A 26,521-nucleotide genomic window follows, 5' to 3' on the forward strand; every position below is an offset into this window, starting at 1 on the left:
CACCCCCGTACGGCCCGCCCCCTCACGCACAACCAGGAGCAGCACCATGTACGAACTCAGAGGCGTCATCAAGCGGTACCGGCGGGGCAAGGACTCGGTCGACGCGCTCGCCGGCATCGATCTGACCATCGCGGACGGCGACCGGCTCGTCATCCAGGGGCCCACGGGCGGCGGGAAATCCACCCTGCTCCAGATGCTCGGCGGACTCGACCGGCCCACCGGAGGCAGCGTCGAACTCGACGGCGTCGATCTGGCGAAACTGTCCGAGGCGAAGCTCACCAAGGTGCGCAGCGAGAACATCGGATTCGTCTTCCAGAGCTTCAACCTGATTCCCACACTCACCGCCCAGGAGAATGTGGAGACGGCTCTCGTCCCCCTCGGGGTCAAGGGGAAGGAACGGCGCGTGCGGGCCGCCGAGGCCCTGGAGTCGGTGGGCCTCGCCGAGCGGCTCGGACATCTGCCCGCCGAACTCTCCGGCGGTCAGCAGCAGCGCGTCGCCATCGCCCGTGCCCTGGTCAAGCAGCCGAAGGTGCTCCTCGCCGACGAGCCCACCGGAAATCTCGACGAGTCCATGCGCGACGAGATCATGGACGTGCTGGAGACCATGTGGAAGGAGCGCGGGCTCACTTTCATCATGGTCACCCACGATTCCGCGATCGCGAGGAAGGCCCCGCGCGTCGCGACGATCCGCAAGGGAAAGATCAGCGTCAAGGAGAACGCGGGCGCGTGAACGAGAACAAAACGGAGAGTTCGAGAACTTAGCGGAACAATTCCGTCAACTCTTCGCCGCGGCCCCGCTCTTGAGGGGCCGAACGCCCCCCGGCATACTTGCGCTTTCCGAGGGGTGATCGTGCATGCGTACGAGACTTCCCTCGGCCGGGTGAATGGGGAATTCACCCGGACCTCATCTCCAGGGGGAGACTTGCGCAGACAAGTGAAAAGAGCGTGCGCGGCGACCGTTGCCACGGCGGCGGCCGTGGCCCTGGCGGCGGGCATGACCAGCCCGGCGTCCGCGAGGGTCCCGGCGAAGGCCGGACACGTCAACAGTGCTTCCGGGGCCGGGATCACGGCCAAGCACCGCATCACACTGATCACCGGCGACCGGGTGGTCGTCGACGCCAAGGGTCGCGTCGTCGGCCTCGAGCGGGCCAAGGGCCGTGCGCAGGTGCCCGTCCAGATCCGCAAGGCCCACGGCCACACCCTCGTGGTGCCGGCCGACGCACAGGCGCTGATAGCCGCCGGCAAGGTGGACCGGCGGCTCTTCGACGTCACCGAGCTGAACAAGGCCGCGACCCGGGCCTCCCAGAAGCAGGGCCTGAAGGTCATCGTCGGCTACAAGGGAGCCGCGACGGCCGCGCGGGCGGGCGTCCGCGAGGCGGGCACGCTCCGCCGGACCCTGAAGTCCCTGAACGCGGACGCGGTGCGGACGCCGCAGCGGGACGCGGCCGAGCTGTGGTCCGCGGTCACCGACCACGGGCGGGCGGCCTCCGGCATCGCGCACGTCTGGCTGGACGGCGTGCGCAGGGCGAGCCTCGACAAGTCCGTGCCGCAGATCGGCGCCCCCAAGGCCTGGGCCGCCGGGTACGACGGCAAGGGCGTCAAGATCGCCGTCCTCGACACCGGTGTGGACGCGACCCACCCGGACCTCAGGAACCAGGTGATCGCGTCCCGGAACTTCTCCGGCGCCGCCGACGCCACCGACCACTACGGCCATGGCACGCACGTCGCGTCCATCGCGGCGGGCACCGGTGCCAAGTCGAACGGGAAGTACAAGGGCGTCGCACCAGGCGCCAAGATCCTCAACGGCAAGGTTCTCGACGACACCGGAAACGGTGACGACTCCGGCATCCTCGCGGGCATGGAGTGGGCGGCCGACCAGGGCGCCGACGTCGTCAACCTGAGCCTCGGCGGCCCGGACACCCCCGACGTGGATCCGCTGGAGGCCGAGGTCGACAAGCTCTCGGCCGAGAAGGGCATCCTCTTCGCGATCGCGGCGGGCAACGAGGGCCCCGAGTCGATCGGCTCGCCGGGCAGCGCGGACGCCGCCCTCACCGTCGGCGCCGTCGACGACCACGACAGGCTGGCGGACTTCTCCAGCACCGGCCCCCGCCTCGGCGACGGCGCCATCAAGCCGGACGTCACCGCCCCGGGCGTGGACATCACCGCGGCCGCCGCGCCGGGCAGCGTCATCGACACGGAGGTCGGCGAGAAGCCCGCGGGCTACCTGACCATCTCGGGTACGTCGATGGCGACCCCGCATGTCGCGGGCGCCGCCGCCATCCTCAAGCAGGAACACCCGGACTGGACGTACACCGAGCTCAAGGGTGCGCTGACGGGCTCCGCCAAGGGCGGCCCGTACACACCGTTCCAGCAGGGCGCGGGCCGTATCGCCGTCGACTCGGCGATCAAGCAGACCGTGATCGCCGACCCCTCCTCGGTGAGCTTCGGCGTCGCGCGGTGGCCGCACGCCGACGACACGGCGCTGACACGGCAGCTGACGTACCGCAACCTCGGCACGAAGGACGTCACCCTGACGCTCGGGGTCAAGACCACCGACCCGAAGGGTCACACGGCCCCTTCGGGCTTCTTCGAGCTCGCCGCCACCACCCTCACCGTCCCGGCCGGAGGCGAGGCGTCCGTCGGGGTCGACGCGAACACCAGGCTCGGCGGCACCCTCGACGGCGCGTACGCCGCGTACGTGACGGCGACGGGCGGCGGCCAGTCGGTGCGCACGGCGGTCGCGGTCGAGCGTGAGCCGGAGTCGTACGACGTCACCCTGAAGTACGTCGACCGCGCCGGCCAGACGCCCACGCACCTCACCGACCTGGAGGGCTACACCGGGCTCGGCGCCGACCGGGACTACGCGTCGCAGAACACCGCGGACACCGTGACCCTGCGGGTGCCCAAGGGCAAGTACCTGCTCAACTCCCTGTCCGTGCAGGACCTGGTCGAGGCGAAGGGCGGGGTCGACTGGCTGGTCCGGCCCCGGCTGGACGTCACCGGGAACACCACGCTGACGCTGGACGCACGCACCGCCGAGGGCGCCGACATCACGGTGCCGGACGCGCGGGCCGAGCCGCTGTCGGCGGTCGTCAACTACTTCGACGACACCACGGGCATCGGAATCGGCCTCGGCCTCGACTCCTTCCGGAACGTGCGGGTGGCGCACCTCGGCCCGGCCCTCACCCCCGGCCTGTTCCAGAGCTGGGCCGGACAGTGGACCAAGGGCGCGAGCGCCGAGTACGACACCTTCACCGGCGCCAAGGTCAGCAGGCTCCAGGGCGCGCACGTCAAGCACTACAAGGCGAGCGAACTGGCCAAGGTCCGGGCGGACATGGGCGGCGCGGCCGCCGGCAAGACGGGCGCGATCACCGCGTACGGCTATCTGCCCGACGACGGCAGCGCCGGCATCGGCGTCGACCAGAAACTGCCGAGCGCGCGCACGCTCTATCTGTCGGCCGGTGAGAAGGTCCAGTGGGCCTTCGACTTCGAGCAGCACGCCGGCAAGGACGCCACCGGATTCCCGGTCGTCGACGCCTACTACACGCTCGGCGTCCCGCAGACCTTCAAGGCGGGCACCAGCTACACCAAGCGGTTCAACACGGCCGTCTTCGGCCCGAAGATCAGCGCAGACTTCGGGGTCTTCCGGGACGGCGACAACCTCGTCGGCTATCTGCCGCTGTACGCCGACGGAAGCACCCACGCCGGGTCCTCGCTGTTCAGCTCGGTCACCACGACGCTCTACCGCAACGGGACGAAGGTCGGATCGAACGACGACCCGCTCTTCGGTGAGAAGGAGTTCAAGGTCCCGGCCGCCCTGGCGGAGTACCGGCTGACGACCTCGGTCAAGCGCAGCGTGAAGGTCGCCGCGGCCTCCACACGGATCGACGCGAGCTGGACCTTCAAGTCCAAGAGGGCCGACTTCGCGAAGCTGCCCGCCTCCACGGTCCGCTTCAACGCCGCGACCGGCCTGGACAGCCGCGTCGAGGCCGGCAAGAAGGTCACCGTCCCGCTCACCGTGCAGGGCTCGGCCGCGGGCAGGAACCTCAAGTCGCTGTACGTGTACGTCTCGTACGACTACGGCCAGACCTGGACCATGCTGAAGGTCAAGGACGGGAAGATCACCGTCAAGAACCCGGCGAAGGGCAAGGGCATCTCCTTCCACGCGAAGATCACCGACAAGCAGGGCAACAAGTCGACGGTCTCGATCTACAACGCGTACTACGGAAAGTGAGTCCGCTCCCCACCCGGGTGAAGTGAGCCCGTAGCGAACGGTCCGCCGGAAGAACAGCTTCCGGTGGGCCGTCCGTGTTTCCGTGGTCCGCATGAGCGCCCACACCGTGGAGTACGTCCGCTACCACATACCCGAGGAACGGTCCGCGGAGTTCCTGGCCGCCCACACCCGGGCCGCGGCCCAGCTGTCCGCCGCCCCGCAGTGCGTCGACTACGAACTCGCCCGCAGCGAGGAGGACTTCGAACACTTCGTCCTGCGGATCACCTGGACCTCGACCGAGGCCCACGAACAGGACTTCCGCACCTCGGAGCTCTTCCCGGCCTTCCTCGCCGAGATCCGCCCCTACATCCCGCACATCGAGGAGACGCGCCACTACAAGGCGACGACGGTACGGGGCACCGGCGCCGCGGTCCCCACCCTGTACGCGTGGGCGGGCGGCGCCGAGGCCTTCGTCCGGCTGACCGAGGTCTTCTACGACAAGGTCCTGAAGGACGACGTCCTCGGACCCGTCTTCGCCGGCCTGGCCCCCGAGCACGCGGCGCACGTCGCCCTCTGGCTCGGCGAGGTCTTCGGCGGACCACCCGCCTACTCCGAGACCCAGGGCGGCCACGGCCACATGGTCGCCAAGCACTTCGGCAGGAACATCACGGAGACCCAGCGCCGACGCTGGGTCAACGTCCTCCAGGACGCGGCGGACGACGCGGGACTGCCCACCGACGCCGAGTTCCGCTCCGCGTTCCTCGCCTACGCGGAGTGGGGCACGCGGCTCGCCGTGTACTTCTCCGGCCCCGACGCGGTGCCTCCCGCCGAGCAGCCCGTACCGCGGTGGACGTGGGGGGCGGCACCGCCGTACCAGGCGTGACGGCAGGAGCGGCCGGGCGGGTGAGCGCCTGACGGTGTGGCGGCCGGGCGGGTGAGGGCCGGGCGCGTGGCGGCCGGCCGTTCCCGCCCGAGGCGCCGCGCGGGGGCGCGGCGCGCCTACGACTGGGCGTTGGCCCCCGCACGGGTCGCGTCCGTGCCCCAGCTGGCCAGCAGCCGCAGTGCCTCCGCCGAGGCCGACCCCGGCTCCGCGTGGTACGTGATCAGCGCCTGCTCACTGTCGTCCGCCATCCGGAACGACTCGAACCGCAGGTCCAGGTCGCCCACCAGCGGATGCCGCAGCTCCTTCACGCCGTGGTTCTTCTCCTTCACGTCGTGCGTGGCCCACAGCCGCCGGAAGTCGGGACTCTTGACGGAGAGCTCCCCGACCAGCGCCGACAGCCTCGGATCGTCCGGATGACAGCCCGCGTCCATGCGCAGCATGCACACGATGTCGATCGCCTTCTGCTCCCAGTCCACGAACAGCTCGCGATACTCGGGCCGCAGGAACACCAGCCGTGCCCAGTTCCGCTCGCCGGGCGCCAGCTCCGCCCAGTCGCCGAACACGGCCGCGGCCATCCGGTTCCAGACCAGGATGTCCGCGCGCCGCCCGGTGACGTACGCGGGCACACCGTCCAGCATGTCCAGCAGGTGCCGCAGCGCCACCCGCACGTGCTGCGGCCGGGCCGTCTGCTTCTTCTTGAGCTGCTTGGGCTTGGCGAGATGGGTCAGATGCGCGTGCTCGGCGTCCGACAGGCGCAGGGCGCGGGCGATCGCGTCGAGCACCTCCGCCGACACGTTCCGTCCGTTGCCCTGTTCGAGCCGCGTGTAGTACGCCACGGACACCCCGGCCAGCTGCGCCAGCTCCTCGCGCCGCAGTCCGGGCACCCGGCGGTGCCGTCCGAAGTCGGGCAGCCCCACATCCTCCGGCTTCAGCCGGGCCCGGCGGGTGCGCAGGAACTCACTGAGCTCGGCCCGCCGGTCCAGCGGCTGCCCGGCTTCCCCGGCGATCTCCTGGAAGGGCTGCTCGTTCATAGGTCCAGTATTCACGGTCGTACGCAGCGGAGCCTGACCCCGCCAGTAGTAGGACCAGCGGTCGTACGCAAAGCCGTGGCCTGGGTGAACGGCGCGCGGCGGGGCAGGCTGGTGGCCGTGCCCGGCGGAAGATGACAGCCGGCCACAGACCATTCCCTAGGAGAACCCCCCGCATGAGCACTGTTGCTGCGTACGCCGCCCCCGCCGCCAAGGCTCCGCTGGAGCGCACCACCATCGAGCGCCGCCCCGTGGGCGAGTTCGACGTCCTGATCGACATCAAGTTCGCCGGTATCTGCCACTCGGACATCCACCAGGTCCGCGAGGGCTGGGGCGAGGCGATCTTCCCGATGGTGCCCGGTCACGAGATCGCCGGCATCGTCTCCGAGGTCGGTTCCGGCGTCACCCGGTTCAAGGTCGGCGACCGCGTGGGCGTCGGCTGCATGGTCGACTCCTGCCGCGAGTGCGAGAACTGCAAGGCGGGCCTGGAGCAGTACTGCACGGGCGGCGGCATGATCGGTACCTACAACGCGATCGGCAAGGACGGCGAACCCACCTACGGTGGGTACTCCCAGGCCGTCGTAGTCGACGAGAACTACACCGTACGCATTCCCGACGGCCTCTCCCTCGACGTGGCCGCGCCCCTGCTCTGCGCGGGAATCACCACGTACTCCCCGCTCCGGCACTGGAACGCCGGCCCCGGCAAGAAGGTCGCGGTCCTCGGCATGGGTGGCCTCGGTCACATGGGCGTCAAGATCGCGCACGCGCTCGGCGCCGAGGTGACTGTGCTGTCGCAGTCCCTGCGCAAGAAGGACGACGGCCTGAAGCTGGGCGCCGACCACTACTACGCCACCAGTGACCCGAAGACCTTCGAGGAACTGCGCGGCACCTTCGACATCATCCTGTCCACGGTCTCGGCACCGCTCGACTTCGGGTCGTTCCTCTCGCTGCTGCGGACGGACGGCGCGCTGGTCAACGTCGGCGCCCCCGAGGAGCCGATCTCCCTCAACCTCTTCTCCCTGATCGGCGGCCGCAAGTCGCTGTCCGGCTCCGGTATCGGCGGCATCCAGGAGACCCAGGAGATGCTCGACTTCTGCGCCGAGCACGGCCTCGGTGCGGAGATCGAACTGATCAGCGCGTCCGAGATCAACGACGCGTACGAGCGGGTGCTGTCGAGCGACGTCCGCTACCGCTTCGTGATCGACACCGCGACGATCTAGTGGGCTGACGCGGGTGAGGAGGGCGCCGACCGGTCACAGGACCGGTCGGCGCCCTCCTTTCCCCGTCCCGTGCGGACCGTCCCGTGCGGACCGTCCCGTGCGGACCGTGTCGTGCGGACCGTGTCGTGCGGGCGGCCGAAGCGCGGGCGGCCGAAGCGCGGTCGACGATGGAGGGGGAGACGCGCCCGAGGTTCCGTGGCCGGTGCACGGCCCGCGGCGACCCGCTAGGACTGCCGGCCCCGCTGGGAGTCTTCCTGGTCGGGGGAGAACGGGCGAGGAGCACGCTCGGCGGCTGGAAGGACCGGGCCGCCCGGCACAACGTCGCCGTGATGGCGGTCCTGTTCTCCGTCATGGGGCTGAAACTGCTCGGTGACGGCATCGCCGTCCGGACCGCGTGACCGCCCGACTCCGTGACCGCAGGGGTCCCGGTCCCGGGTGCGGGCCAGTTGCGTGCGGGTTAGGCTTTTCGACGGCAAGGTCAGGTTCTCCGGGCGGTGTTTCAGACGCCGGAGCCTCAGTCGTGATGACCAGTTCCCCAACCGAGACCTTCGACGAGCGTGGTCTCCTCCACCGGTGCGGGTGTGGGCGACAGCCGTATCCCTGCTTCGAAGGCATGACTCTCGCTTCTGGGCGCCGTGGCGGTGCCGCGTGGGCGCCCTGAGGGTGTCGCCCCGAACTCCGCTGACGTGCGGCCCTGTGAAATGGAGGTCGGGATGAGAGTGGTCGTCGATCTTTCCCGGTGCCAGGGGTACGCACAGTGCGCGTTCCTGGCCCCGGACACGTTCCGGATGCACGGCGAGGAAGCGCTGATGTACGCCCCGAACCCCGACGACGCCCAGCGCGAGCAGGTACTGCGCGCCGCGGCGGCCTGCCCGCTCCAGGCCATTCTGGTCGACCGGGTGGACGGGCGGGACGCGTCGGTGGGGACGTCGCCGTCATGAGCAGCGCCCACACCCTGCGGAGGTTCAGGCGCGACGGCCGCGTCGTGATCGTCGGGGCGTCCCTGGCGGGACTGCGCGCGGCGGAGGCCCTGCGCGGCGAGGGTTTCACCGGCTCGTTGACCATGATCGGCGACGAACCGGGTGAGCCCTACGACCGCCCTCCGCTGTCCAAACAGGTATTGACCGGATGGGTACCGGCCGAGGGCACCACCCTGCCGCGACGTTGCGACATCGACGCGGAGTGGCTCCTGGGCGTCCCCGCCGACGGCCTGGACCTGGCGGCCGACCAGGTGCGGCTCGCCGACGGCCGCAGGATCCCCTTCGACCGCATGCTGATCGCCACCGGGGTACGGGCCCGGCCCTGGCCCGTCGAGGCCGAAGGGGCCCTGGACGGCGTGTTCGTCGTCCGTACACGTCAGGACGCGGAAGGTCTGCAGCGGGCGATCGCCGCCGGGCCCTCCCGTGTCCTGATCATCGGCGCGGGATTCACCGGTTCCGAGATCGCCTCCGTCTGCCGCGAGCGCGGCCTCCCGGTGACCGTCGCCGAACTCGGGCCGGCCCCGCTGGTCGGGGGACTCGGCGCGATGATCGGCGGGGTCGCCGCCGACATGCAGCGCGCCCACGGCGTCGACCTGCGCTGCGGGGTCAAGGTCACCCAGTTGGAGGGCGACGCGCAAGGGCGCTTGTGCCGCGCCCACTTCTCCGACGGCAGCACGGTCGACGCGGACGTGGCGGTGGTGGCGCTCGGCGGCATCCGCAACACCGAGTGGCTGCGGGACTCGGGACTGGCGGTGGGCGTGTGGGGAGTCGCCTGCGACGCGGGCTGCCGCGCCTTCGACCTCAACGGCCTGGTCACCGACGACATCTTCGTCGCCGGAGACGTGGCACGCAGTCCCCACCCGATCTACGAGTACCGGTTCATCTCCCTGGAGCACTGGGCCAACGCCGTGGAACAGGCCGAGATCGCGGCCCACAACATGGTCAGCACCCAGGCGGACCGCTGGCCGCACCTGTCGATCCCGGCGTTCTGGTCGATCCAGTTCGGCGTCAACATCAAGTCCGTCGGTGTACCGACCTACGCCGACGAGGTCGTCGTCGCGCAGGGATCCGTGGCCGACCGCCGCTTCGTCGCCGCGTACGGCTATCAGGGCCGGGTCACCGCGGCGGTCAGCTTCAACAACGCGAAGTGGCTCGATCACTACCGGCAGTTGATCGAGACGGCGGCGCCCTTCCCGCCCCCCTGCCCCACACCCGACCAGCCGGTCGACGCGAAACCGGTGCCCGTCGACTTTCCCGGCCCCGCGCTGCTCGCCCAGGGCGCCACCGTCGTCGTCACCGGGCACGACCCGGGCGAACGGCGCGTCACCGCCATGCGGCAGGGCCGGTAGCGGGAGGAAGCCCGGTGGGAGGACCCGGAGGGGAAGTCCCCGTGGGACGAAGTCCGGTACAGGGAAGCAGGAGGGAACCGACATGACCACGACCGAGACACCCGACACCCTGCGCCGGATCCTCGACTACTCCTCGCGGGCCGACCCATACCCGCTCTACGCGGAACTGCGCAAGACCCCGGTGGCCCTGCAGGAGGACGGCAGCTACGTCATCAGCACCTACCGTGAGCTCACCGGCATACTCCACGACCCGCGCCTGAGTTCCGACGTACGCAACCTGACGCGGCCGATGGCGGCGGTCGAGGGACGCGCCACGCCCTCGTTCATCAACCTCGACCCGCCCGAGCACGACCGCCTGCGACGCCTGGCGATGCGTCACTTCGGGCCACCGCACACCCCGGGACTGGTCTCCGGCATGGAACCCGACCTGGCCGCCACCGTCACCGGCCTGATCGACGGCTTCGCGGGCGAACAGCGGATCGACATCGTCGACGACTTCGCCTATCCGTTCCCGGTCACCGTGATCTGCCGTCTGCTCGGCGTGCCACGCGAGGACGAACCCCGGTTCCACGTGTGGGTGAACGCCATCATCGAGTCGATCGACTACGACCCCAGGACCGACCCCCAGGAGAAACTGGACAACGGCGTGCAGGCCACCAAGGATCTGCGCCAGTATCTCGGCGGACTCCTGGAGGAACGCCACGGCCGCCCCGGTGACGACCTGCTGACCCGGCTGGCCAACGACGACGGGCCCGACGGGCGGATGACCGACGAGGAGATCATCAGCACCGCCAACCTGCTGCTCATCGCCGGCCACGAGACCACCGTCAACCTCATCACCAACGGCATGCTGACGCTGCTGCGCCACCCCGGGATACTCCAACGCCTGCGTGCCGAACCGGACCTGGTCGTACCGATGGTGGAGGAACTGCTGCGCTACGAGCCCCCGGTGCACATCATTCCGTGGCGGGCGGCGTACAGCGACATCACGGTCGGCGACACGGTCATCCCCAAGGGCTCGCAGATCATGCTCATGCTCGCCTCGGGCAGCCGCGACCCGGACCGCTTCGAGGACCCCGACCGCTTCGACCCCGGCCGGCAGGACAACCAGCACCTGGGATTCGGCAGTGGTATCCACCTGTGCTTCGGCGGACCGCTGGCCCGGCTGGAGACCCAGATCGCACTGACCGAGCTGGTGCGCCGCCTCGAACAGCCCAGGCTGGTCGTCGACCCACCGCCGTACCGGCCCAGCCCCGTCCTGCGGGGGCCGATCCATCTGCACGTCGAGCAGAGCTGAGCCGAGCACGCGAGGTGCCACGAAGAGCCAGGTGCCATGGCGAGCGCTGTGTACTGAATGCCGGGCACTTCATGGCGGACGGACGCCGCGGCGTGCCGTGACGGCAGCGGGGCCCCGGAGCGTGGTCGCTCCGGGGCCCCGCGGTCAGTGTGCGGCTCAGCGGCGCGTCAGGGCCTGACGCAGCACGTCGTACACGTGGGTGTTGGCGTGCTTGCCGGTGAAGCGGTCGGACAGCGGGCCCGCCGCGGTCACCGGTACGTCCACCCCGGTGTGGCCGGACGTGGTCCAGTCGACGTAGAAGCTCTTGTCGCTGCCGCGGATGCTGAACGGCCCGTCCTCGGCGGAGACGCCGGTGCCGGACTCGTCGGCGGCGTCCGACTCCTCGACGGCCAGGCCGCCGGTCTCGTGGTCACCGGTGATGACCAGCAAGGTGTCGGAGTGGGTGGCGACGTACGCGCGGGCCACGGCCACGGCCTTCTCCAGCTCCTGCATGGACTGCAGGGTGCGGGTGGCGTTGTTGGAGTGCGCGAACTCGTCGGTGCCCTCCTCCTCGACCATGAGGAAGAAGCCCTTCTTGTTCTTGTCCAGCGTGCCCAGGGCCTTGCTGGTCATCGTGGAGAGACCGACCACCGGGCTGTACACGTCGCCCTGGCCCTCGGGACGCTGCTGGAACATCTCCTCGTTGGCGAAGAGGCCGAGGAGCTTGCCACCCTTGGCGCGGCTGAGCTGGTCCGCGCTGTTGACGTAGGAGTAACCGGCCTTCTTGGCCTTCTTGATGAGGTCGCCCTTGGTGCCCTTGCTCGCCTCGGACGGGTCCTCGGCGGGCTGGTCCTTGAACGCGCCGGCGCTGCCCGCGGGCAGCCACCAGTCCTCGCCACCGCCCAGGATGACGTCGGGCTTGCTGACCTCGATGTACTGGCGGGCGATCTCGTCCTGCGCCGAACGGTTGGCGGTGTTCGCGAAGAACGCCGCCGGCGAGGCGTCGGTGACCTGCGCGGTGGTGACCAGGCCGGTGGCCTTGCCGGCCGCCTTGGCCTGCTGACCGAGGGTGGCCAGCGGGTTGCCGTCCACGTCGACGCTGATGGCGCCGTTGTAGGTCTTCTCACCGGTGGCCCACGCGGTCGCCGCGGCGGCCGAGTCGGTGACGACGGCCTTCGGGTCGTCCGGCTCGGTGGTCAGCTGGCCCGAGACGGGGAGCTTGTCCATGGCGAGCTGGCCGTTCAGGCCCGTGAAGTGCAGACGGGCGGCCTGGCGCATTGCCGCGCCCATGCCGTCGCCGTTGATGAAGATGACGTTCTTGGCGGTCGGGGCCTTGGCCTTCGCCGCGGCCTGCGGAGCCGAGGCCGACGCGCCCAGCGACGGGTTGACCACCATCGTCACGACGGCGGCGGCGACTGCTGCGGCTGCGGGAGCGGCGAACCGCCGAGCGCTACGGGCATCCAGGGACACAACGTCCTCCATTGCTGTTCTTGCCCATCATTTGACCGTGAACATAAGGTTCTTTGGGGGGAGGTTGACCAAGAACAGATGGCCAGTACACGACGAGATCTTCAGCGACAGGTAAAGGCGCAGGTCCCGGACGTCACGTACTTGTCCAGACAGGTCGCCCGAGCACGCGCTTCGCCCCCGCCCTCCCGCACACCCCACGCACCGGCAAACCACATCCCCACCCGCCCGGCGCCGAAGGCCGGTTCAACGGCTGCAGCCGCAGGTCCCGCTCGGAGTCCCCCTGCACACGCGCGGGCGCCCGCTTCAACTCCCTTGCCACGCGGCAGCTGGCAGCGTGACCTCAAGCGCGCACCAGCCCGTGTCCAGTGGGATCCCGAACGCGATCTGAACCTGCGTCCGCTGCCGTACCGCTCGCTGCAACTGGGGCTCTCGGGTGAGGCGTCGTCGCGTTACGCGGACGAGTGGATCGTGTCCATCGGCGACGTGACTCCGCTGGCCAACGAGATCCACGCACTCGTCAGGGCCGGCGACCTGGACTCAGCTGCCCGGCTGCTCCCCCGGGAGCAGGGATACCCCGCCGGCGAGGAGCTCCTGGCCCACCTGCGTCCCTGACCGGCTGTCCGGCACAAGGGGCTGGCATCATCCACGGGCCACATGGCGGCAAGGTCCGTGAACACTGCTTGATGATCCATGTCAAGCCGCGTTCACAGACTGCATAGAGTGTGAGCGGGGTGAAGCCTGGTCTTCCTTGGGGGCTGTACGTTCCGCGCGGCGGACGGGTACCGCCAGCAGTATCTTGACCGCAACATCAACGGCCACGGCGGGACCGGTGTTTCCTGTCCGATCGGCGTGGCTCTGGTCAAGAGGGGGCCCGTCATCGACTCTGATCTCCTGGCGGCTTTGTGGAGGGAACGGCATCCGTCGGGTCCTCCACTTGCTCACACGTTTCGCACTAGGTTCGCGGATAGTTGGGTGCGCTTCCACAGCCTTCCCGACTCGAAGCGCTACCCGGAGTCCGAGGACGAGTGCGCGATCGTTCTGAACCGGTACAACACGATTCTTGACGAGTTGTTCGCGGGCACGGACGTGTTCGTGGTGACCATGGACTGGTCGAACACGCCGACCGGGCCCGCGGGCTACCCCACGCCACGACAGACACTGCATCCCGACGGCATCCGCTGGTGGACGGAGTCGGAGCAGGACGACCCCGCCCCGGAGTTCCACACCCACACACGTTTGTACGCCGACCGGCGCCGGTGGCACCGCGGCTGCCTCGACGGGCTGTTGCGAGCCGTCGCGGACGAGACGCTCGCCGAAGTCTTTGTCGCCGACACGGAACTGCGACGCATCCACCATCCCTACGACGGTGGCGCAGACGTCATCCTCGCCACGGCTGCGGAGCGTGACCGTATGCGTGATCAACACGCAGACTGGCTCTCCAGTCACCCGACCGGCCTCTGAGCGCCGGGGCGGGCCACCTTTACCCAGGCCGCGTGCGATGGTCTGTCAACACGGCATGATGATCCATGTCATCCCGTCCCGCTTCCACGCGATGGGGAAACGGCCTTCCCGGGCGGCGGGCAGACCGATCTCCGGCGAGTACGCCTGGTAGACGGTGACCGTGGATTCCCGGTAGACCGCCCGGATTTCGCGTCGAGGTTCGTCATGGCCTACAGCAGGGCGTCCGCCGAGTCCGGGCTGCCATCGGATCAAGGCTGTCCCGCCCGTACTTCGGAGGCGCGAGGGTGCGTGTCACCGGCGTCTTGTCCGCGACCTCGGGACCGCCGGTGGTGCCGCCGTGTGTCGGTGCCGCCGGTCGGCGCGTCGTCGGATCAGGCCCGCAGACCGATGAGTCCGTCGTAGGCGGCCATCACCATCTCCAGCCCCCGGTTGTCTTCCGCGGGCTCGCGCATCTGGTGCGTCACGTAGGCCACCGTCATACGGGCCTCGGGGTCGATCACGACCAGTGAACCACCCCAACCGCCCCACCCGTAGGTGTTGTCGAACAGCCCGTAGCCCAAGCCCCAACGGATGGGCATGCCCAGGACGCGGTCCTCGCCGCTGAACTGCTCCTGCCTCGCACGGTCACAGCCCGCCCGCGACAGCAGTCGCGTCCCGCGCGCCGTTCCCCCGCAGGCCATCACCGACTGCACGAGGCCGACCGAGCGGGCGTTGCCCACCCCGTTCGCCGCGGGGATCTCCGCACGGCGCCAGGCCACGCTGTTGCCGTCACGGAGCCGTACACGGGTGGCGGCGGTGGGAGGCGCCTGGCCGCTGGACGAGCCGGCGACGTAGTCCTCGTCCCGGGAGGACGGCGGGATCGCGAGCGCCACCCGGTGGTCGTGCTCTGCGGGCAGCCCGATGTGGAAGTCGGCGCCCAGCGGCCCGGCCACCTCCTCCGCGAAGAACTCGCCCAGGCTACGGCCGGTGATCCGGCGTACGACCTCGCCCACGAGAAACCCCTGGGTGAGCGAGTGGTACCCGGCCGCGCTTCCCGGCTCCCACTGCGGAGTCTGTGCGGCCAGCCGTGCCGTGGCGGACGGCCAGTCGTAGAGGTCCTCGATCGGCCCGTCCCAGTCGGGCAGACCCGCGGTGTGCGCGAGCAGGTGCCGTACCAGCACCTTCTCCTTGCCCGCCCTGGCGAATTCGGGCCAGTACCGGCCGACCGGCGCGGCCAGGTCGAGCTCGCCACGGTCGGCCAGGACCAGCGCGCAAAGCGCCGTCATCGTCTTGGTGACGGACCAGACATTGGTGATCGTGTCCCGCTGCCACGGGATCGTGCGCTCCGCGTCGGCGAACCCGCCCCAGACGTCCACCACCGGTTCGCCGTCCACGAAGACGGCCACCGAGGCGCCGGCGTCCCCTTCGTCCAACAACGCGGACAGCGCGCTGGGCACGGCGGTGAACAGGTCGTCGTACGAGCCCTCGATGTCGGCCATGCCAGGTTTCTAGCCCGCGACGGACCGGCGGGGCAACCGAATTCCCGGGCCACGGCCACTCGGCTCGACGCACGTCCCGGCGGCCCCGGTCGTCCCGTGCGTCACTCGGCACAGCAGAGTGGGCGGTGCCGCAGGTTCCCCTCCGCGCCAGGCCGGTCGGCGCTCCCCGGGACGGAAGACCGATGCCCGCGTGTCCGTCACGCTGACCCGCCGCCCGGACGGCCTCACCCCCGTCAGGGACGCGTCGGCGACGATCGACTCGCGGGTCGTCTACGTACACTGACGGCCATGGCATGCCGCATCAGTGAGCTCGTCATCGACGTCGCCGACCCCGACCGGCTCGCCGCCTTCTGGAGCGAGGTCCTCGGCTACGTCGAACTCGGCCGGGAGGACGACGGAAGCATCGAGATCGGGCCGTCCGACGCCGGCTTCGGCGGCCCGCGGCCCACCCTCGTCCTCAGCCCCAGCGGCGAGCCGCGGACCGGGAAGCTGCGACTGCACATCGACGTCAACGCCACCGACCGCGACCAGGACGCCGAGCTGGAGCGGCTGCTCGCGCTCGGTGCCACGCCCGTCGACGTCGGTCAGACCGGCGCCGAGAGCTGGCACGTCCTGGCCGACCCGGAAGGCAACGAATTCTGCCTCCTGCGCGCCCGGCTCCAGCCCCTCTGACCAGGTGCGCCCAGTCCTTCCGGCACCCGGTCGTGGCAGCGAGGTCCCAAGACAGGGCGGGTCGATCGCCCACGAGCCCAGGCCGACCACGGCTGAGGGCGGTGGTGTCACCGTCCTGGGTCAGCCTCCCCCCGCAGGACGCACCAGCGGAGTGACGGCAAGGGAAGCACGAATGAACCCGCCGACAGAGTGCGGAAAGCCTGACGGTGCGGTGCGGTGTCAGCCGCGCCGCCGCCACCAGCGACGCTTCGGTTCGGCTGCCCGAGGTGTGGCTCCGGCCTTGTCGGGGGCTGACGTGCTGGTGGGCGGCAAGGCGCTCAAGGCAGCGCGGATGCGGTCGAAGGGGGCAACGGTGTGATGGTCGCCGGCGGGCAGCGTCACGCCGACGCAGACCAGCTTGAAGCTGTTGTCACCGACGGGTGCGCCGATGAACACCGGTGCGCCCACGCACCCTTGTGGCAGGTCTCCGATCCACCGGATGACGCCGTCGTCCGCGCGTGTGATCTGCCCGATCACGACAGCCTGCTCTCGGGAGCCGTCCCCGTCGTTGACGTGGCCCAGGAGATAGGCCGGGACCGGTGGCTCACCGAGGCCGGCGATGTCCTGTTCCGTGGCTGCGATGCCGTCGGTGATCTCGTCCGTCGTCCAGTGCCAGCCCTTGCGGGCGCCGTGCGCGTGCAGCCCGGTGGAGGGCATGACCGCCACCCCCAGGTCGCCGAGGTGCGTCCACCCCTCGGCGAAGTCGAGCATCATCAGCTTCTGAGCGCTCATCACGGGTGCGCACAGTTCAGGGCGCAGGGTGAACTCGGCCAACTCGACTCGCGCCGGCTCACTGGCGGTCACGAGGTACTGCCGGACCACCTCGCCATCGGAGGTCGTCTCCACGAGTTCGTTGAACCAGAAGGCAGTCGCGTGCTGTTCCTCCCGGTGGGCCCGCTGGAAGGGAAGCGTCGAACGTCCGACGTGATCAACTATCGCGTCGATGGTCGCGCTGGAAGGGTCGGGCAGGTCAGACATGGACCGAGAGGCTAACGGATCCGTGATCACCGGGCGAGATCGGGCCGCCGTGATCACGGCAGGGCCCGCCCGCGCACCCTCCGGTCCTCGGTCTTCGGTGCCGGTGCCGGTGCCGGTGCTGGTGCCGGGCAGTGGTCGGTCGACGCGACTCGACGGCTCAAGTCATCCAGTCCCGCTTCTGCGAGGCGGGGAATCGGCCTTCCTCGCGGCGGGAACGCGGCCCCGGTGAACAGGGGGCAGGCCGATCGCGCGGGATGCGCGCCGGGTGCGAGGGCTCGCGTCTGCCGTGAGGAGCGGGGCGGCGTGACCTGCCGCGGGAGCAGCCGGTGGAACGGGCCACGCCTTCGCCGCGGGTCATGCGTGCGGCAGGGGCTGTTCCGTCCAGACGGTCTTGCCGTCGTGGGAGTAGCGGGTGCCCCACCGCTCCGTGAGCTGCGCGACCAGGAAGAGCCCGCGTCCGCCCTCGTCCGTGCTGAGGGCCCGTCGGAGGTGCGGGGAGGTGTGGCTGGCGTCCGACACCTCACAGATCAGGCCGTGCGTACGGATGAGGCGCAGGGTGACGGGGCCGTCCGCGTAACGGTAGGTGTTGGTGACGAGCTCGCTGGCGACCAGCTCGGTGGTGAAGGCCATGTCCGCGAGCCCCCATTCGGTCAGTTTCGCCGTGGTCAGCTCCCTGGCACGGGCGGGGGCGGTCGCTTCCAGGGGCAGCTGCCAGGTGGCGACATCCTCGGACGGCAGCACCCGGGTACGGGCGATGAGCAGCGCGACGTCGTCGGTGGGGAGGCGTTCCTTCGGCAGCAGCGCTTCGACCACGGCGCGGCAGGTGTCGTCCAGGGAATCGTCGGTGTGGGTGAGGCATTCGTGCAGGCGCTCCAGCGCGGCGTCGATGTCGCTGTTGCGCGCCTCCAGAAGACCGTTGGTGTAGAGCGTGAGCAGGCTGCCCTCGGGGAGGTCGAGCTCGAACGTCTCGAACGGCAGCCCGCCCAGACCCAGCGGCGGACCGACGGGCAGGTCGAGCACGGTCACCTCGCCGTCCGGGGTGGACACCATCGGTGCCGGGTGACCGGCGCGTGCCAGGGAGCAGCGCCGGGAGACCGGGTCGTAGACCGCGTACACGCAGGTGGCCCCGAGCATCTGTTCCACCGCGGACTCGCCGTCGGTGTTCGCCTCCAGCTCGGTGGACAGCAGACTGACCAGATCGTCCAGCCGCGCCACCACCTCGTCCGGTTCGAGGTCGAGGCTGGCCAGGGTGCGCACGGCGGCGCGCAGGCGGCCCATGGAGGCCGCGGCGTGGATTCCGTGGCCGACCACGTCTCCTACGACGAGTGCGACCCGGGCCCCTGAGAGCGGGATCACGTCGAACCAGTCTCCGCCGATGCCCGGTTCACCGCTCGCCGGGAGGTATCGGCAGGCCACCTCGACGGCGGGCAGGTCGGACGCGGCGCTCGGCAGCAGGCTGCGCTGCAGAGTCAGGGCGGCGCTCTGCTGCTGGGTGAAGCGGCGCGCGTTGTCGATGCAGACGGCCGCGCGCGAGGAAAGCTCGTGGGCCACCGCGGCATCGTCGTCCTCGAAAGGCTCCGAATGACGCACCCGCCACAGGCTCACCACGCCCAGCACCAGGCCGCGAGCGACCAGGGGTACCACGATCAGCGAGTGGACGCCGAGACCCATGGCGATCTCGATCCGCCGCCGGTCCACGGCGTACCACTCGGGCCGGAGGGACAGCAGGCGTTCGAGAATCGGGCGACGCTCGGTGAGGCACCGCGCCTGCGGGGATCCCGGAAGGAGCGGGACCACCTCGCCCTCCTGGTACGGGACCCGGCGTTCCGGGGGAGAGAGGGCGACGCGGAGCAGCGCGCCTGTCACACCGGGGCGTGGCTCGTCACCCAGTGTCACCGGCTTCAGCAGGTCCACCGAGCAGTAGTCGGCCAGGCCGTCGGCGGCCACCTCGGCCAGCTCCCAGGCCGTCTGCGACACGTCCAGTGAGGTTCCGATCCGAGCGCTCGCCTCGTTCATCAGGGCGAGCCTGCGCCGGGCCCGGTGGCGGTCGGTCACGTCCTCGATCGTCTCGGCCACGCCGAGAACCCGGCCCGCGGGGTCTTCCATCCGGAACGCCGAGACGGAAACGATCCGTTCCCGACCCGGGTCATGGCGCGCGCGGGCCGACTGCTCGGTGAAGATCAACGGCTGGCCGGTCTCCAGGACGTGCCGTACCCGTTCCTCGGCCGGACCCGCGTCCTCGTCGACCATGAACTCGCGAGGGCGGCGGCCCACCGGTGCCTCGGCCGGGACACCGCTCGCCTTCTCGATCGCGCGGTTGACCCGGATCACCCTCATGTCCGTGCCATGGACCACCAGACCGATCGGGGACCGGCGGTACAGGCCGTCCAGCAGCGCACGGTCCCGCTGCCAGGCGATGACCTCCGCGGCGGGGGCTCCGACGAGGAACCACTCCTGAGCGTCCCCGTCCCGAGTGATCGCGCGGGCCCGGAAACCCATCTCCACCCGTCGCCCGTCGCGGTGTCGCACGGGCAGGACCCCGAACCAGCCTCCCGTCCTCATGGCCTCCACGACGACGGACCGCACGATCGGCAGGTCACGGGCGTCCACGAGGAGGTCCTGCCACACCCGTCCGAGCACTTCCTTGGTCGGATAGCCCAGCAATTCCTGGGCACGTGCGCTCCAGCCGACCACGGCGCCCCGATGGTCGAGCACGGCCGAGGCACCGCGCCCGAGGGCGAACGGATCCTCGGGGCTCTCGCTGAAATGCATCGACGGCATCCCCATGGCCACCACCTTGCCTACGTGACTTCGATGTTCCTCCCAGCGGTCTCCGTCCGCGACTCTCCCGTTCGACCGGGTCGGTGGTCCGGCAGGAGCTTCACGGCGACGCTCGGTGCGGGGGACGGCGCGGGCGACGAGGGAGTGATGGGGGACGAGGGGGGACTGACGAGGCGGGTGACTATGTTCGTTGTCCCAGCGGGACGAATTGGCCGTGGTGTCACGGCGATGAAGGTCGATGCCGCGGCCGGGCGACCGTCACGCGGCCGCGACCACACGCGACGCCCACCCGCGTACGAGGGATCTGGGCGGTCAGCGCGCTGCTCACCGGACCGGAGCCGGCCGGCGGCGCGGTCGACGTCGCCGCGACGTCCGGCGGGAGGGGCTCAGCCGTCCGCCTTGGCCACGCCGACCGGGCACGGGACCCCCGTCCCGCCGATCCCGCAGTAACCGTCAATGTTGCGGTGAAGATACTGCTGGTGGTAAGCCTCCGCCGGATAGAAGGTGCGGCCCTCCGCCGGGAGGAGTTCCGTGGTGATCGTGCCGTGGCCGGAGCGGGTGAGGACCTTCTGGTAGGCCTCGCGGGAGGCGCTCGCGGCGGCTGCCTGGGCGGGGGTGTGGGTGTGGACGGCGGAGCGGTACTGCGTGCCGGAGTCGTTGCCCTGGCGGAAGCCCTGGGTCGGGTCGTGCGACTCCCAGAAGACCTTCAGCAGTTCCTCGTACGAGATCTCGGCCGGGTCGTGAACCACGCGGACGGCCTCCGTGTGACCGGTCAGGCCCGAGCAGACCTCCTCGTAGGTGGGGTTCTCGGTGAAGCCGCCCTGGTAGCCGACGAGGGTCGTGTACACGCCCTTCGGCAGCTGCCAGAACTTGCGCTCGGCGCCCCAGAAGCAGCCCAGTCCGAAGTCGGCGATCTCCAGGCCCGCGGGGTAGGGGCCGAGGAGGGGGGTGCCGAGGACCGTGTGCGGGTCGGGGGCCGTGAAGATCGGCTCGGACCGTCCGGACAGGGCCTGTTCGGCGGTCGGGAGCTGCGGGGTGCGGCTGTACAGGAACATGCGGTCTCCACGGGTCACAGGGGCACGAGGCCGGGGGTGGGGTCCGCCGGATGCAACGCGGGAGCCCCGGCCGGCATTCCGTTCCGGCCGGGGCTCCCGGTGCTCGCGTGGCGCCCCGCTCAGCGAGGGAGGGACGCCGGACTGCCCCCGTTCGCCTCGTACCCGGCCACCGCCAGCGCGCGGTACACCGCGTAGTCCGCCGCCGGGTCGGAGGTGAGGGTCCAGGGGAGGGCGCCGACGTGACCGTCGATGTGCACCAACTGGTTCATGGCCTCCGCCCACCGCTCGCCGCGGACCAGGAAGAGCACCAGGAGGTGGCGGACGTGCGCCAGCATCGGGTCGTCCGGGCGGGCCGCGTGGACCGCGAAGAGCGCGCCGTGGACCGCCTTGGTGACGACCTCGCTCTGGTAGAAGCTGCGGACCAGGTTCACCTCGGGCAGGTGCTCGAAGACCGCGAAGAGGGGCATGGCCGCGAGCAGGGACCCCTGCGGGGCGCGCGCGGCGGCGGCCTCCGCGAACGAGTACGCCACCTCACGCGAGCCGTGCCACTTCTCGCACCAGTAGTGGAGGGCCGCCAGGTGCGCGCCCATGTGGGCGGGCGCGCGGTCCAGGATCTTCAGCCACAGCTTCTCGAACTCCGCCTGGGGATAGGCGAGACCGCGGGCCACCGACAGCTCGACGATGTACGGGATCGGGTCGCCGGGGGCGAGCAGCGCCGCCTCGCCGCCGGCCGACCTGGCCTCCTCCATGATGATCCGGAACTCGTCGGTGCCCGGCGTCGACGTCCGCCACGCCTGCTGCACCAGGAACTCCGCGTGCACCGCGGCGCCGCCCGCGTCCTTGGGGGCCTCGGCCCGCCACACGCGAAGCCACTGCCCGCCCGGCGTCTCACTGACCCCGCCGGGGCGCTGCTGCAGTTCCAGCGACGCGGCCCCCGCGAAGGCCTGCACCCGCTGCCAGCGGGTCTCGCCCGCGCTCTCCGTGCCCGCCAGGAGCTGCGCGGCGGCGCGGTAGTCCTGCGTGTGCTGCACCACGTTCAGGACGTCGAGGAGATCCGCGTCCGGGCCCGGCATGCGGATGTCCAGCTCCTCCTGCCGCAGGAATCCGTAGTTCGCCGGGTCCGCGGCGTCCGGGTCGCCGGGCGAGACCAGCTGAATACCGGCGCGCCGACGCCTGAGAACCGGCAGCAGGACCAGGCTGAACAGGGCCAGCGCCATCAGGACCCAGAGAATTTGCATGCCTCAAGCGAACCAGACGGGTCCGACAATTGGCCAACCCGGTCGGAAGCGGGCCCACGCCGCTGCCTCGCGCCGGTCCGCCCGGTCGCCTCGCGCGGGCACGCCGGGCCGCCCCTGCCGGTTCACGCGGCCGCCCCGCGCGGGCCCCGGCGCGCCGCGCGGCGACCCGGCGGGGGCCGTGGGCCCTCACCAGTCCCGCGGGCGCACTACGCTCGGGACCCATGAGCGACAGGCACATCAGTCAGCACTTCGAGACCCTCGCGATCCACGCGGGCAACACCGCAGATCCCCTGACCGGCGCGGTCGTCCCGCCGATCTACCAGGTCTCGACCTACAAGCAGGACGGCGTCGGCGGGCTGCGCGGCGGCTACGAGTACAGCCGCAGCGCCAACCCCACCAGGACCGCCCTGGAAGAGAACCTCGCCGCCCTCGAGGGCGGTCGCCGCGGCCTCGCGTTCGCGTCCGGACTGGCGGCCGAGGACTGCCTGTTGCGTACGCTGCTCAGCCCCGGCGACCACGTCGTGATCCCCAACGACGCCTACGGCGGTACGTTCCGCCTCTTCGCGAAGGTCGTCTCGCGCTGGGGCGTGGAGTGGTCCGTGGCGGACACCAGCGACCCCGACTCCGTACGGGCCGCCCTCACCCCGAAGACCAAGGCGATCTGGGTCGAGACCCCCTCCAACCCCCTCCTCGGCATCACCGACATCACCGCGGTGGCGCAGATCGCGCGCGAGGCGGGCGCCCGGCTCGTCGTCGACAACACCTTCGCCACCCCCTACCTGCAGCAGCCGCTCGCGCTCGGCGCGGACGTCGTCGTGCACTCCCTCACCAAGTACATGGGCGGCCACTCGGACGTCGTGGGCGGTGCGCTGATCACCGGCGACCAGGAACTCGGCGAGGAGCTGGCGTACCACCAGAACGCGATGGGCGCGGTCGCCGGGCCCTTCGACTCCTGGCTGGTGCTGCGCGGCGCCAAGACGCTCGCGGTGCGGATGGACCGGCACAGCGAGAACGCCACGAAGGTCGCCGACATGCTCACCCGGCACGCGCGCGTGACGCGTGTGCTGTACCCGGGCCTGCCGGACCACCCCGGTCACGAGGTCGCCGCCAAGCAGATGCGGGCGTTCGGCGGCATGGTCTCCTTCCAGGTCGAGGGCGGCGAGGAGGCGGCCGTCGAGGTCTGCAACCGCGCCAAGGTGTTCACGCTCGGCGAGTCCCTGGGGGGCGTCGAATCCCTGATCGAGCACCCGGGGCGTATGACGCACGCGTCCGTAGTGGGCTCGGCCCTGGAGGTACCGGGCGACCTCGTCCGGCTCTCCGTGGGCATCGAGAACGTCGACGACCTGCTCCAGGACCTGCAGCAGGCCCTCGGCTAGGAGCCGGCCGGCCAACGGCGGGACGGCGGGATCACCGTCCGTCCCGCGCCGGTCACCAGTCCGTCAGCGGTGGAGTCGTCTGGGACGGCGGCTCCACCCAGGGCTGGGCCGTCGCCGCCCAGACGACGAAGGCCACGGTCGCCGCGAACAGCAGCAGCCACATCAGGCGACGCGCCAGCGTCCGGCGGCGCAGCATACGACTCCCGAGGCGCACGGCCTCCGGGTACAGATCGGGCGGCACCCTGGGCGGCGTTCGCTCCAGCAGCCGTCGTACCTCCGTCTCCCGCCCGTACAGGGTCACGAGGGCGCCACCTCCACCACCGCCGGGGCCGGACCGCGCGGCGGGTGGAGCAGCGTCGCCGTCGCGCGGGCGCACACCGCTCTGACGCGTTCCGGGGGCAGTCCGAGCAGGGCCCCCGCCTGTTCCTCGGCGACACCCTCGTACAGCCTGAGGACCAGGATCAGCCGCTCCTGGGGGGTCAGCCGCGCCAGGGCCCCGCTGGGGGCGGGGCGCGTCCGCCCGAAGCCTCCGTACTGGTGCCAGGCGCTGCGTGCGAAGCGCACGGCGAGGTGCTGGCGGGCCCGGTCGTACGGGTCCTCGCCCCGCAGCCGGTCCCAGGAGGCGTATGTGTGGGCCAGCGCCAGCGTCAGCAGGCGCCGCGCGCGCGGGTTGGCCTCCGGAGGTTCCGCCGTGAGCAGTGTGGCGGCATGGAGCAGCCGCCCTGCCGCGCCCGTGACGAATGCCTCGAACTCCCGGGCCCGGCGGGCACTTTGGGACGCACGCCGTTCTCGCAACACGCCTCCCGCCCGAGGGCGACCCTGAGGGGAACGGTGCTCCGGCCGCGTACGACAGGCCGCACCGGGTGCGACAGGAGCCCGGTCTCATCTGAGGCCAGACGTGGCCTTCCGGTCAAGAGCCCGGCGCACATCACGCGCGCGTGCCCGGCGCGCGGTACGCGCGTGCGGTGGCGGCGCGGGCACGGGACCCCGGGTGCCGGCGCGGCTCCGGGGGGTTCGCGGAGTCCCGGGAGGCCGGGAGGAGAGGCGCGGATGCCGGGGGGAGCCGGGGGAGAGGGGACGCTCAGGGGGAGGCGGCGGGTGAGGGGCGGGCGTCAGGACGTCGGCCGGTCCGGCGACGCGATTCCCGTGGGCGTCATCCGGGCCGAGAGCGCGCCATTGAAGCGCATGAGGAGCGCGCAGAAGACCTCGCGCTCCTGCGGCTCCCAGTCGTCCGTCAGTTCGGCCATCAACTGACGCCTGGAGGAGCGCACTTCCTCGAGGCGGGCGTGCCCGCGCGGCGACAGCTGGAGCACCACCGCGCGGCCGTCCTCCGGGTGCGAGGTGCGCTTGACGAGGCCGGTGTCGACCAGCGGCGCCACCTGCCGGGTGACCGTCGAGGAGTCGATGCCCATGCTCGCGGCGAGCGCCTTGACGCCCATCGGGCCTTCCTTGTCGAGGCGGTTGAGCAGCAGGTACGCGGCGCGGTCCATGGAGTTGCGCACCTGCCCCACCCCGCCGAGCCGGGTCTGTTCGGCACGGCGCGCGAACACCGCGACCTCGTGCTGCAGCGTTTCGAGAAGACCGGTGTCACCGACGGTCGTCATGTCCATCGACATCTCTGGTGTTGTGGGCATGGCCGGGGGCTCAATTCATGCGTGGGGAGCTGGGTTGGGGGACAGGGTACGCGGCCGGGAGGCGGGTCGTACCGGCGCTGCGGAAACCGGTCTCGGAGGGTGGTCGCACAAGGAGCTCCCATGCGTGAACTGCGAGACTGGTGGTCATGAGCTACAGCACGGCTGACTCCTTGCCCCGGGTGACGTCGGACGATGTACGAGGCGCCCAGAAGATGCTGTCGGGCGTGGCGCGGATGACCGCGATGGAGGGCAGCAGGTACCTGTCCCAGCTGGTCGGCGCCCCCGTGCACCTCAAGTGCGAGAACCTCCAGCGCACCGGTTCGTTCAAACTGCGTGGCGCGTACGTGCGGATCGCGGGGCTCCTCCCTGAGGAGCGCGCGGCCGGTGTGGTCGCGGCGAGTGCCGGAAACCACGCGCAGGGGGTGGCCCTCGCGTCCTCGCTGCTGGGCGTGCGCTCCACGGTCTTCATGCCGACCGGGGCCCCGCTGCCGAAGGTCGCGGCCACCCGCGACTACGGCGCCGAGGTGAGGCTGCACGGTCAGGTGGTCGACGAGACGCTGGCCGCCGCCCAGGAGTACGCGGCCGCCACGGGAGCGGTGTTCATCCACCCCTTCGACCACCCCGACATCATCGCGGGCCAGGGCACGGTGGGTCTGGAGATCCTGGAGCAGTGCCCGGAGGTGCGCACCATCGTCGTCGGGATCGGCGGCGGCGGGCTGGCCGCGGGTGTCGCGGTCGCGGTGAAGTCGATCCGCCCCGATGTGCGGATCATCGGTGTGCAGGCGGCGGGCGCCGCGGCGTACCCGGCCTCGCTGGCGGCCGGTCGGCCGGTGCCGGTCGCGAACCCGGCGACGATGGCCGACGGCATCAAGGTCGGACGGCCGGGAGACGTGCCGTTCGCGATCATCCGTGACCTCGTGGACGAGGTGCGTACCGTCTCCGAGAACAGTCTCTCCAGCGCGCTGCTGCTCTGTCTCGAGCGGGCGAAGCTGGTCGTCGAACCGGCAGGCGCGAGCCCGGTCGCGGCGCTGCTGCAGGAGCCGGACACCTTCGAGGGGCCGGTCGTCGCGCTGCTGTCCGGCGGCAACGTGGACCCGCTGCTGATGCAGCGCATCCTGCGGCACGGCATGGCGGCGAGCGGCCGTTACCTGGCGGTCACGCTCCGGCTGACGGACCGTCCCGGAGCCCTCGCCACACTTCTCGGGGTGTTGTCAGTGGCGGACGCTAACGTCCTCGACGTGAGCCACGTGCGAACCGATCCCCGGCTCGGGCTCACGGAGGTGGAGGTCGAGCTGCACCTGGAGACGAAGGGTCCGGAGCACTGCGCCGAGGTCGGCCGCGCCCTGCGCGAGGCGGGCTACACGGTCATCGACTGAGGCCGAGGCAGGTC

At 70.9% G+C, this 26,521-nt stretch carries 22 protein-coding genes and 3 pseudogenes; 14 read left to right on the forward strand and 11 right to left on the reverse strand.

The window, feature by feature from the left end; all coding sequences use genetic code 11:
* Positions 1 to 46: 46 nt before the first annotated feature.
* From ABZV34_RS18775 to ABZV34_RS18785, 3 genes are all read left to right on the forward strand, one after another.
* Positions 47 to 730: an ABC transporter ATP-binding protein gene (locus ABZV34_RS18775; protein ID WP_356277404.1), complete on the forward strand. Its 684-nt coding sequence runs from the start codon at positions 47 to 49 to the stop codon at positions 728 to 730.
* Between the two features lie 192 nt (positions 731 to 922).
* A complete protein-coding gene (locus ABZV34_RS18780; RefSeq protein ID WP_356277407.1) occupies positions 923 to 4,234 on the forward strand; it encodes a S8 family peptidase in 3,312 nt (1,103 codons plus the stop codon).
* Between the two features lie 91 nt (positions 4,235 to 4,325).
* Positions 4,326 to 5,096: an antibiotic biosynthesis monooxygenase gene (locus ABZV34_RS18785; RefSeq protein WP_356277410.1), complete on the forward strand. Its 771-nt coding sequence runs from the start codon at positions 4,326 to 4,328 to the stop codon at positions 5,094 to 5,096.
* A 116-nt stretch (positions 5,097 to 5,212) separates the two neighbouring features.
* On the opposite strand, the gene ABZV34_RS18790 is transcribed toward ABZV34_RS18785, so the two are convergent.
* Complete coding sequence (locus ABZV34_RS18790) at positions 5,213 to 6,127, reverse strand: helix-turn-helix transcriptional regulator (protein ID WP_356277413.1); 915 nt, start codon at positions 6,125 to 6,127, stop codon at positions 5,213 to 5,215.
* A 173-nt stretch (positions 6,128 to 6,300) separates the two neighbouring features.
* On the opposite strand from ABZV34_RS18790, the gene ABZV34_RS18795 reads away from it, so the two are divergent.
* The 5 genes from ABZV34_RS18795 (at position 6,301) to ABZV34_RS18815 (ending at position 10,970) form a co-directional block, all read left to right on the forward strand.
* The gene (locus ABZV34_RS18795) at positions 6,301 to 7,344 is read left to right on the forward strand and encodes an NAD(P)-dependent alcohol dehydrogenase (protein WP_356277416.1); all 1,044 of its coding nucleotides are present in this window, start codon (positions 6,301 to 6,303) and stop codon (positions 7,342 to 7,344) included.
* Between the two features lie 125 nt (positions 7,345 to 7,469).
* Entirely contained in the window at positions 7,470 to 7,742 is a 273-nt protein-coding gene (locus ABZV34_RS18800) for a hypothetical protein (protein WP_356277419.1), read from the forward strand.
* Between the two features lie 315 nt (positions 7,743 to 8,057).
* Positions 8,058 to 8,285 (forward strand): ferredoxin, encoded by a 228-nt coding sequence (locus ABZV34_RS18805; RefSeq protein WP_356277422.1) that lies wholly within the window; start codon positions 8,058 to 8,060, stop codon positions 8,283 to 8,285.
* A complete protein-coding gene (locus ABZV34_RS18810; RefSeq protein WP_356277425.1) occupies positions 8,282 to 9,673 on the forward strand; it encodes an FAD/NAD(P)-binding oxidoreductase in 1,392 nt (463 codons plus the stop codon). The genes ABZV34_RS18805 and ABZV34_RS18810 overlap by 4 nt, the downstream gene beginning before the upstream one ends.
* A gap of 82 nt (positions 9,674 to 9,755) precedes the next feature.
* A complete protein-coding gene (locus ABZV34_RS18815; RefSeq protein WP_356277428.1) occupies positions 9,756 to 10,970 on the forward strand; it encodes a cytochrome P450 in 1,215 nt (404 codons plus the stop codon).
* 156 nt (positions 10,971 to 11,126) lie between these two features.
* On the opposite strand, the gene ABZV34_RS18820 is transcribed toward ABZV34_RS18815, so the two are convergent.
* Positions 11,127 to 12,431: an alkaline phosphatase gene (locus tag ABZV34_RS18820; RefSeq protein ID WP_356277431.1), complete on the reverse strand. Its 1,305-nt coding sequence runs from the start codon at positions 12,429 to 12,431 to the stop codon at positions 11,127 to 11,129.
* A gap of 312 nt (positions 12,432 to 12,743) precedes the next feature.
* Here ABZV34_RS18820 and ABZV34_RS18825 point away from each other — a divergent pair.
* From ABZV34_RS18825 to ABZV34_RS18835, 3 genes and pseudogenes are all read left to right on the forward strand, one after another.
* A pseudogene (locus ABZV34_RS18825) lies at positions 12,744 to 13,031 on the forward strand (DUF4291 family protein); the annotation flags it as partial.
* Positions 13,032 to 13,181: 150 nt separating this feature from the next.
* Positions 13,182 to 13,274 (forward strand): annotated as a pseudogene (locus ABZV34_RS18830) (peptide-methionine (S)-S-oxide reductase); the annotation flags it as partial.
* A gap of 117 nt (positions 13,275 to 13,391) precedes the next feature.
* On the forward strand, positions 13,392 to 13,880 hold the full coding sequence (locus tag ABZV34_RS18835; RefSeq protein WP_356277434.1) for a hypothetical protein: 489 nt from the start codon (positions 13,392 to 13,394) through the stop codon (positions 13,878 to 13,880).
* 63 nt (positions 13,881 to 13,943) lie between these two features.
* Here ABZV34_RS18835 and ABZV34_RS18840 read toward each other — a convergent pair.
* Both ABZV34_RS18840 and ABZV34_RS18845 read right to left on the reverse strand, forming a co-directional pair.
* Positions 13,944 to 14,129, reverse strand: a pseudogene (locus tag ABZV34_RS18840) (DUF4291 family protein); the annotation flags it as partial.
* Between the two features lie 122 nt (positions 14,130 to 14,251).
* Positions 14,252 to 15,358, reverse strand: coding sequence for a serine hydrolase domain-containing protein (locus ABZV34_RS18845; RefSeq protein ID WP_356277437.1), 1,107 nt, complete (start codon positions 15,356 to 15,358; stop codon positions 14,252 to 14,254).
* 288 nt (positions 15,359 to 15,646) lie between these two features.
* Between ABZV34_RS18845 and ABZV34_RS18850 the strand changes: the two genes are divergently transcribed.
* Positions 15,647 to 16,030, forward strand: a complete 384-nt coding sequence (locus tag ABZV34_RS18850) for a VOC family protein (protein WP_356277440.1) — start codon at positions 15,647 to 15,649, stop codon at positions 16,028 to 16,030.
* Positions 16,031 to 16,249: 219 nt separating this feature from the next.
* Here ABZV34_RS18850 and ABZV34_RS18855 read toward each other — a convergent pair whose 3' ends face one another.
* The 4 genes from ABZV34_RS18855 to ABZV34_RS18870 all read right to left on the reverse strand — a co-directional run bounded on the left by ABZV34_RS18855 (position 16,250) and on the right by ABZV34_RS18870 (position 22,121).
* Entirely contained in the window at positions 16,250 to 17,047 is a 798-nt protein-coding gene (locus tag ABZV34_RS18855) for a hypothetical protein (protein ID WP_356277443.1), read from the reverse strand.
* A gap of 354 nt (positions 17,048 to 17,401) precedes the next feature.
* Positions 17,402 to 19,834 carry a SpoIIE family protein phosphatase gene (locus tag ABZV34_RS18860; protein WP_356277446.1) on the reverse strand — a complete coding sequence of 811 codons (2,433 nt, stop codon included), beginning with the start codon at positions 19,832 to 19,834 and terminating at the stop codon, positions 17,402 to 17,404.
* Between the two features lie 380 nt (positions 19,835 to 20,214).
* A complete protein-coding gene (gene msrA / locus ABZV34_RS18865) occupies positions 20,215 to 20,883 on the reverse strand; it encodes a peptide-methionine (S)-S-oxide reductase MsrA (RefSeq protein ID WP_356277449.1) in 669 nt (222 codons plus the stop codon).
* A gap of 119 nt (positions 20,884 to 21,002) precedes the next feature.
* Positions 21,003 to 22,121 carry a hypothetical protein gene (locus ABZV34_RS18870; RefSeq protein ID WP_356277452.1) on the reverse strand — a complete coding sequence of 373 codons (1,119 nt, stop codon included), beginning with the start codon at positions 22,119 to 22,121 and terminating at the stop codon, positions 21,003 to 21,005.
* Between the two features lie 221 nt (positions 22,122 to 22,342).
* Between ABZV34_RS18870 and ABZV34_RS18875 the strand changes: the two genes are divergently transcribed.
* The gene (locus tag ABZV34_RS18875; RefSeq protein ID WP_356277455.1) at positions 22,343 to 23,497 is read left to right on the forward strand and encodes a cystathionine gamma-synthase; all 1,155 of its coding nucleotides are present in this window, start codon (positions 22,343 to 22,345) and stop codon (positions 23,495 to 23,497) included.
* Between the two features lie 52 nt (positions 23,498 to 23,549).
* On the opposite strand, the gene ABZV34_RS18880 is transcribed toward ABZV34_RS18875, so the two are convergent.
* The 3 genes from ABZV34_RS18880 to ABZV34_RS18890 all read right to left on the reverse strand — a co-directional run bounded on the left by ABZV34_RS18880 (position 23,550) and on the right by ABZV34_RS18890 (position 25,131).
* On the reverse strand, positions 23,550 to 23,798 hold the full coding sequence (locus tag ABZV34_RS18880; RefSeq protein ID WP_356277458.1) for a hypothetical protein: 249 nt from the start codon (positions 23,796 to 23,798) through the stop codon (positions 23,550 to 23,552).
* Complete coding sequence (locus ABZV34_RS18885; RefSeq protein WP_356277460.1) at positions 23,795 to 24,292, reverse strand: sigma factor-like helix-turn-helix DNA-binding protein; 498 nt, start codon at positions 24,290 to 24,292, stop codon at positions 23,795 to 23,797. Before ABZV34_RS18885 ends, ABZV34_RS18880 begins: the two co-directional genes overlap by 4 nt.
* A gap of 317 nt (positions 24,293 to 24,609) precedes the next feature.
* Positions 24,610 to 25,131 carry a MarR family transcriptional regulator gene (locus ABZV34_RS18890; RefSeq protein ID WP_356277461.1) on the reverse strand — a complete coding sequence of 174 codons (522 nt, stop codon included), beginning with the start codon at positions 25,129 to 25,131 and terminating at the stop codon, positions 24,610 to 24,612.
* Between the two features lie 146 nt (positions 25,132 to 25,277).
* Here ABZV34_RS18890 and ilvA point away from each other — a divergent pair, with 146 nt between their 5' ends.
* Positions 25,278 to 26,507 (forward strand): threonine ammonia-lyase, encoded by a 1,230-nt coding sequence (gene ilvA / locus ABZV34_RS18895; protein WP_356277464.1) that lies wholly within the window; start codon positions 25,278 to 25,280, stop codon positions 26,505 to 26,507.
* The last annotated feature ends 14 nt before the right edge of the window (positions 26,508 to 26,521 follow it).

It is taken from the genome of Streptomyces sp. NPDC005195, assembly GCF_040608315.1.
Lineage (GTDB): Bacteria > Actinomycetota > Actinomycetes > Streptomycetales > Streptomycetaceae > Streptomyces > Streptomyces kaempferi.

Coding starts and splice junctions, on each gene's coding strand:
- ABZV34_RS18795 (WP_356277416.1), top strand. CDS start 6,301: ATGAGCACTGTTGCTGCGTACGCCGCCCCCGCCGCCAAGGCTCCGCTG.
- ABZV34_RS18890 (WP_356277461.1), bottom strand. CDS start 25,131: ATGCCCACAACACCAGAGATGTCGATGGACATGACGACCGTCGGTGAC.
- ABZV34_RS18810 (WP_356277425.1), top strand. CDS start 8,282: ATGAGCAGCGCCCACACCCTGCGGAGGTTCAGGCGCGACGGCCGCGTC.
- msrA (WP_356277449.1), bottom strand. CDS start 20,883: ATGTTCCTGTACAGCCGCACCCCGCAGCTCCCGACCGCCGAACAGGCC.
- ABZV34_RS18805 (WP_356277422.1), top strand. CDS start 8,058: ATGAGAGTGGTCGTCGATCTTTCCCGGTGCCAGGGGTACGCACAGTGC.
- ABZV34_RS18845 (WP_356277437.1), bottom strand. CDS start 15,358: ATGGCCGACATCGAGGGCTCGTACGACGACCTGTTCACCGCCGTGCCC.
- ABZV34_RS18775 (WP_356277404.1), top strand. CDS start 47: ATGTACGAACTCAGAGGCGTCATCAAGCGGTACCGGCGGGGCAAGGAC.
- ABZV34_RS18785 (WP_356277410.1), top strand. CDS start 4,326: ATGAGCGCCCACACCGTGGAGTACGTCCGCTACCACATACCCGAGGAA.
- ABZV34_RS18820 (WP_356277431.1), bottom strand. CDS start 12,431: ATGGAGGACGTTGTGTCCCTGGATGCCCGTAGCGCTCGGCGGTTCGCC.
- ABZV34_RS18815 (WP_356277428.1), top strand. CDS start 9,756: ATGACCACGACCGAGACACCCGACACCCTGCGCCGGATCCTCGACTAC.
- ABZV34_RS18870 (WP_356277452.1), bottom strand. CDS start 22,121: ATGCAAATTCTCTGGGTCCTGATGGCGCTGGCCCTGTTCAGCCTGGTC.
- ilvA (WP_356277464.1), top strand. CDS start 25,278: ATGAGCTACAGCACGGCTGACTCCTTGCCCCGGGTGACGTCGGACGAT.
- ABZV34_RS18790 (WP_356277413.1), bottom strand. CDS start 6,127: ATGAACGAGCAGCCCTTCCAGGAGATCGCCGGGGAAGCCGGGCAGCCG.
- ABZV34_RS18860 (WP_356277446.1), bottom strand. CDS start 19,834: ATGGGGATGCCGTCGATGCATTTCAGCGAGAGCCCCGAGGATCCGTTC.
- ABZV34_RS18850 (WP_356277440.1), top strand. CDS start 15,647: ATGGCATGCCGCATCAGTGAGCTCGTCATCGACGTCGCCGACCCCGAC.
- ABZV34_RS18875 (WP_356277455.1), top strand. CDS start 22,343: ATGAGCGACAGGCACATCAGTCAGCACTTCGAGACCCTCGCGATCCAC.
- ABZV34_RS18855 (WP_356277443.1), bottom strand. CDS start 17,047: ATGTCTGACCTGCCCGACCCTTCCAGCGCGACCATCGACGCGATAGTT.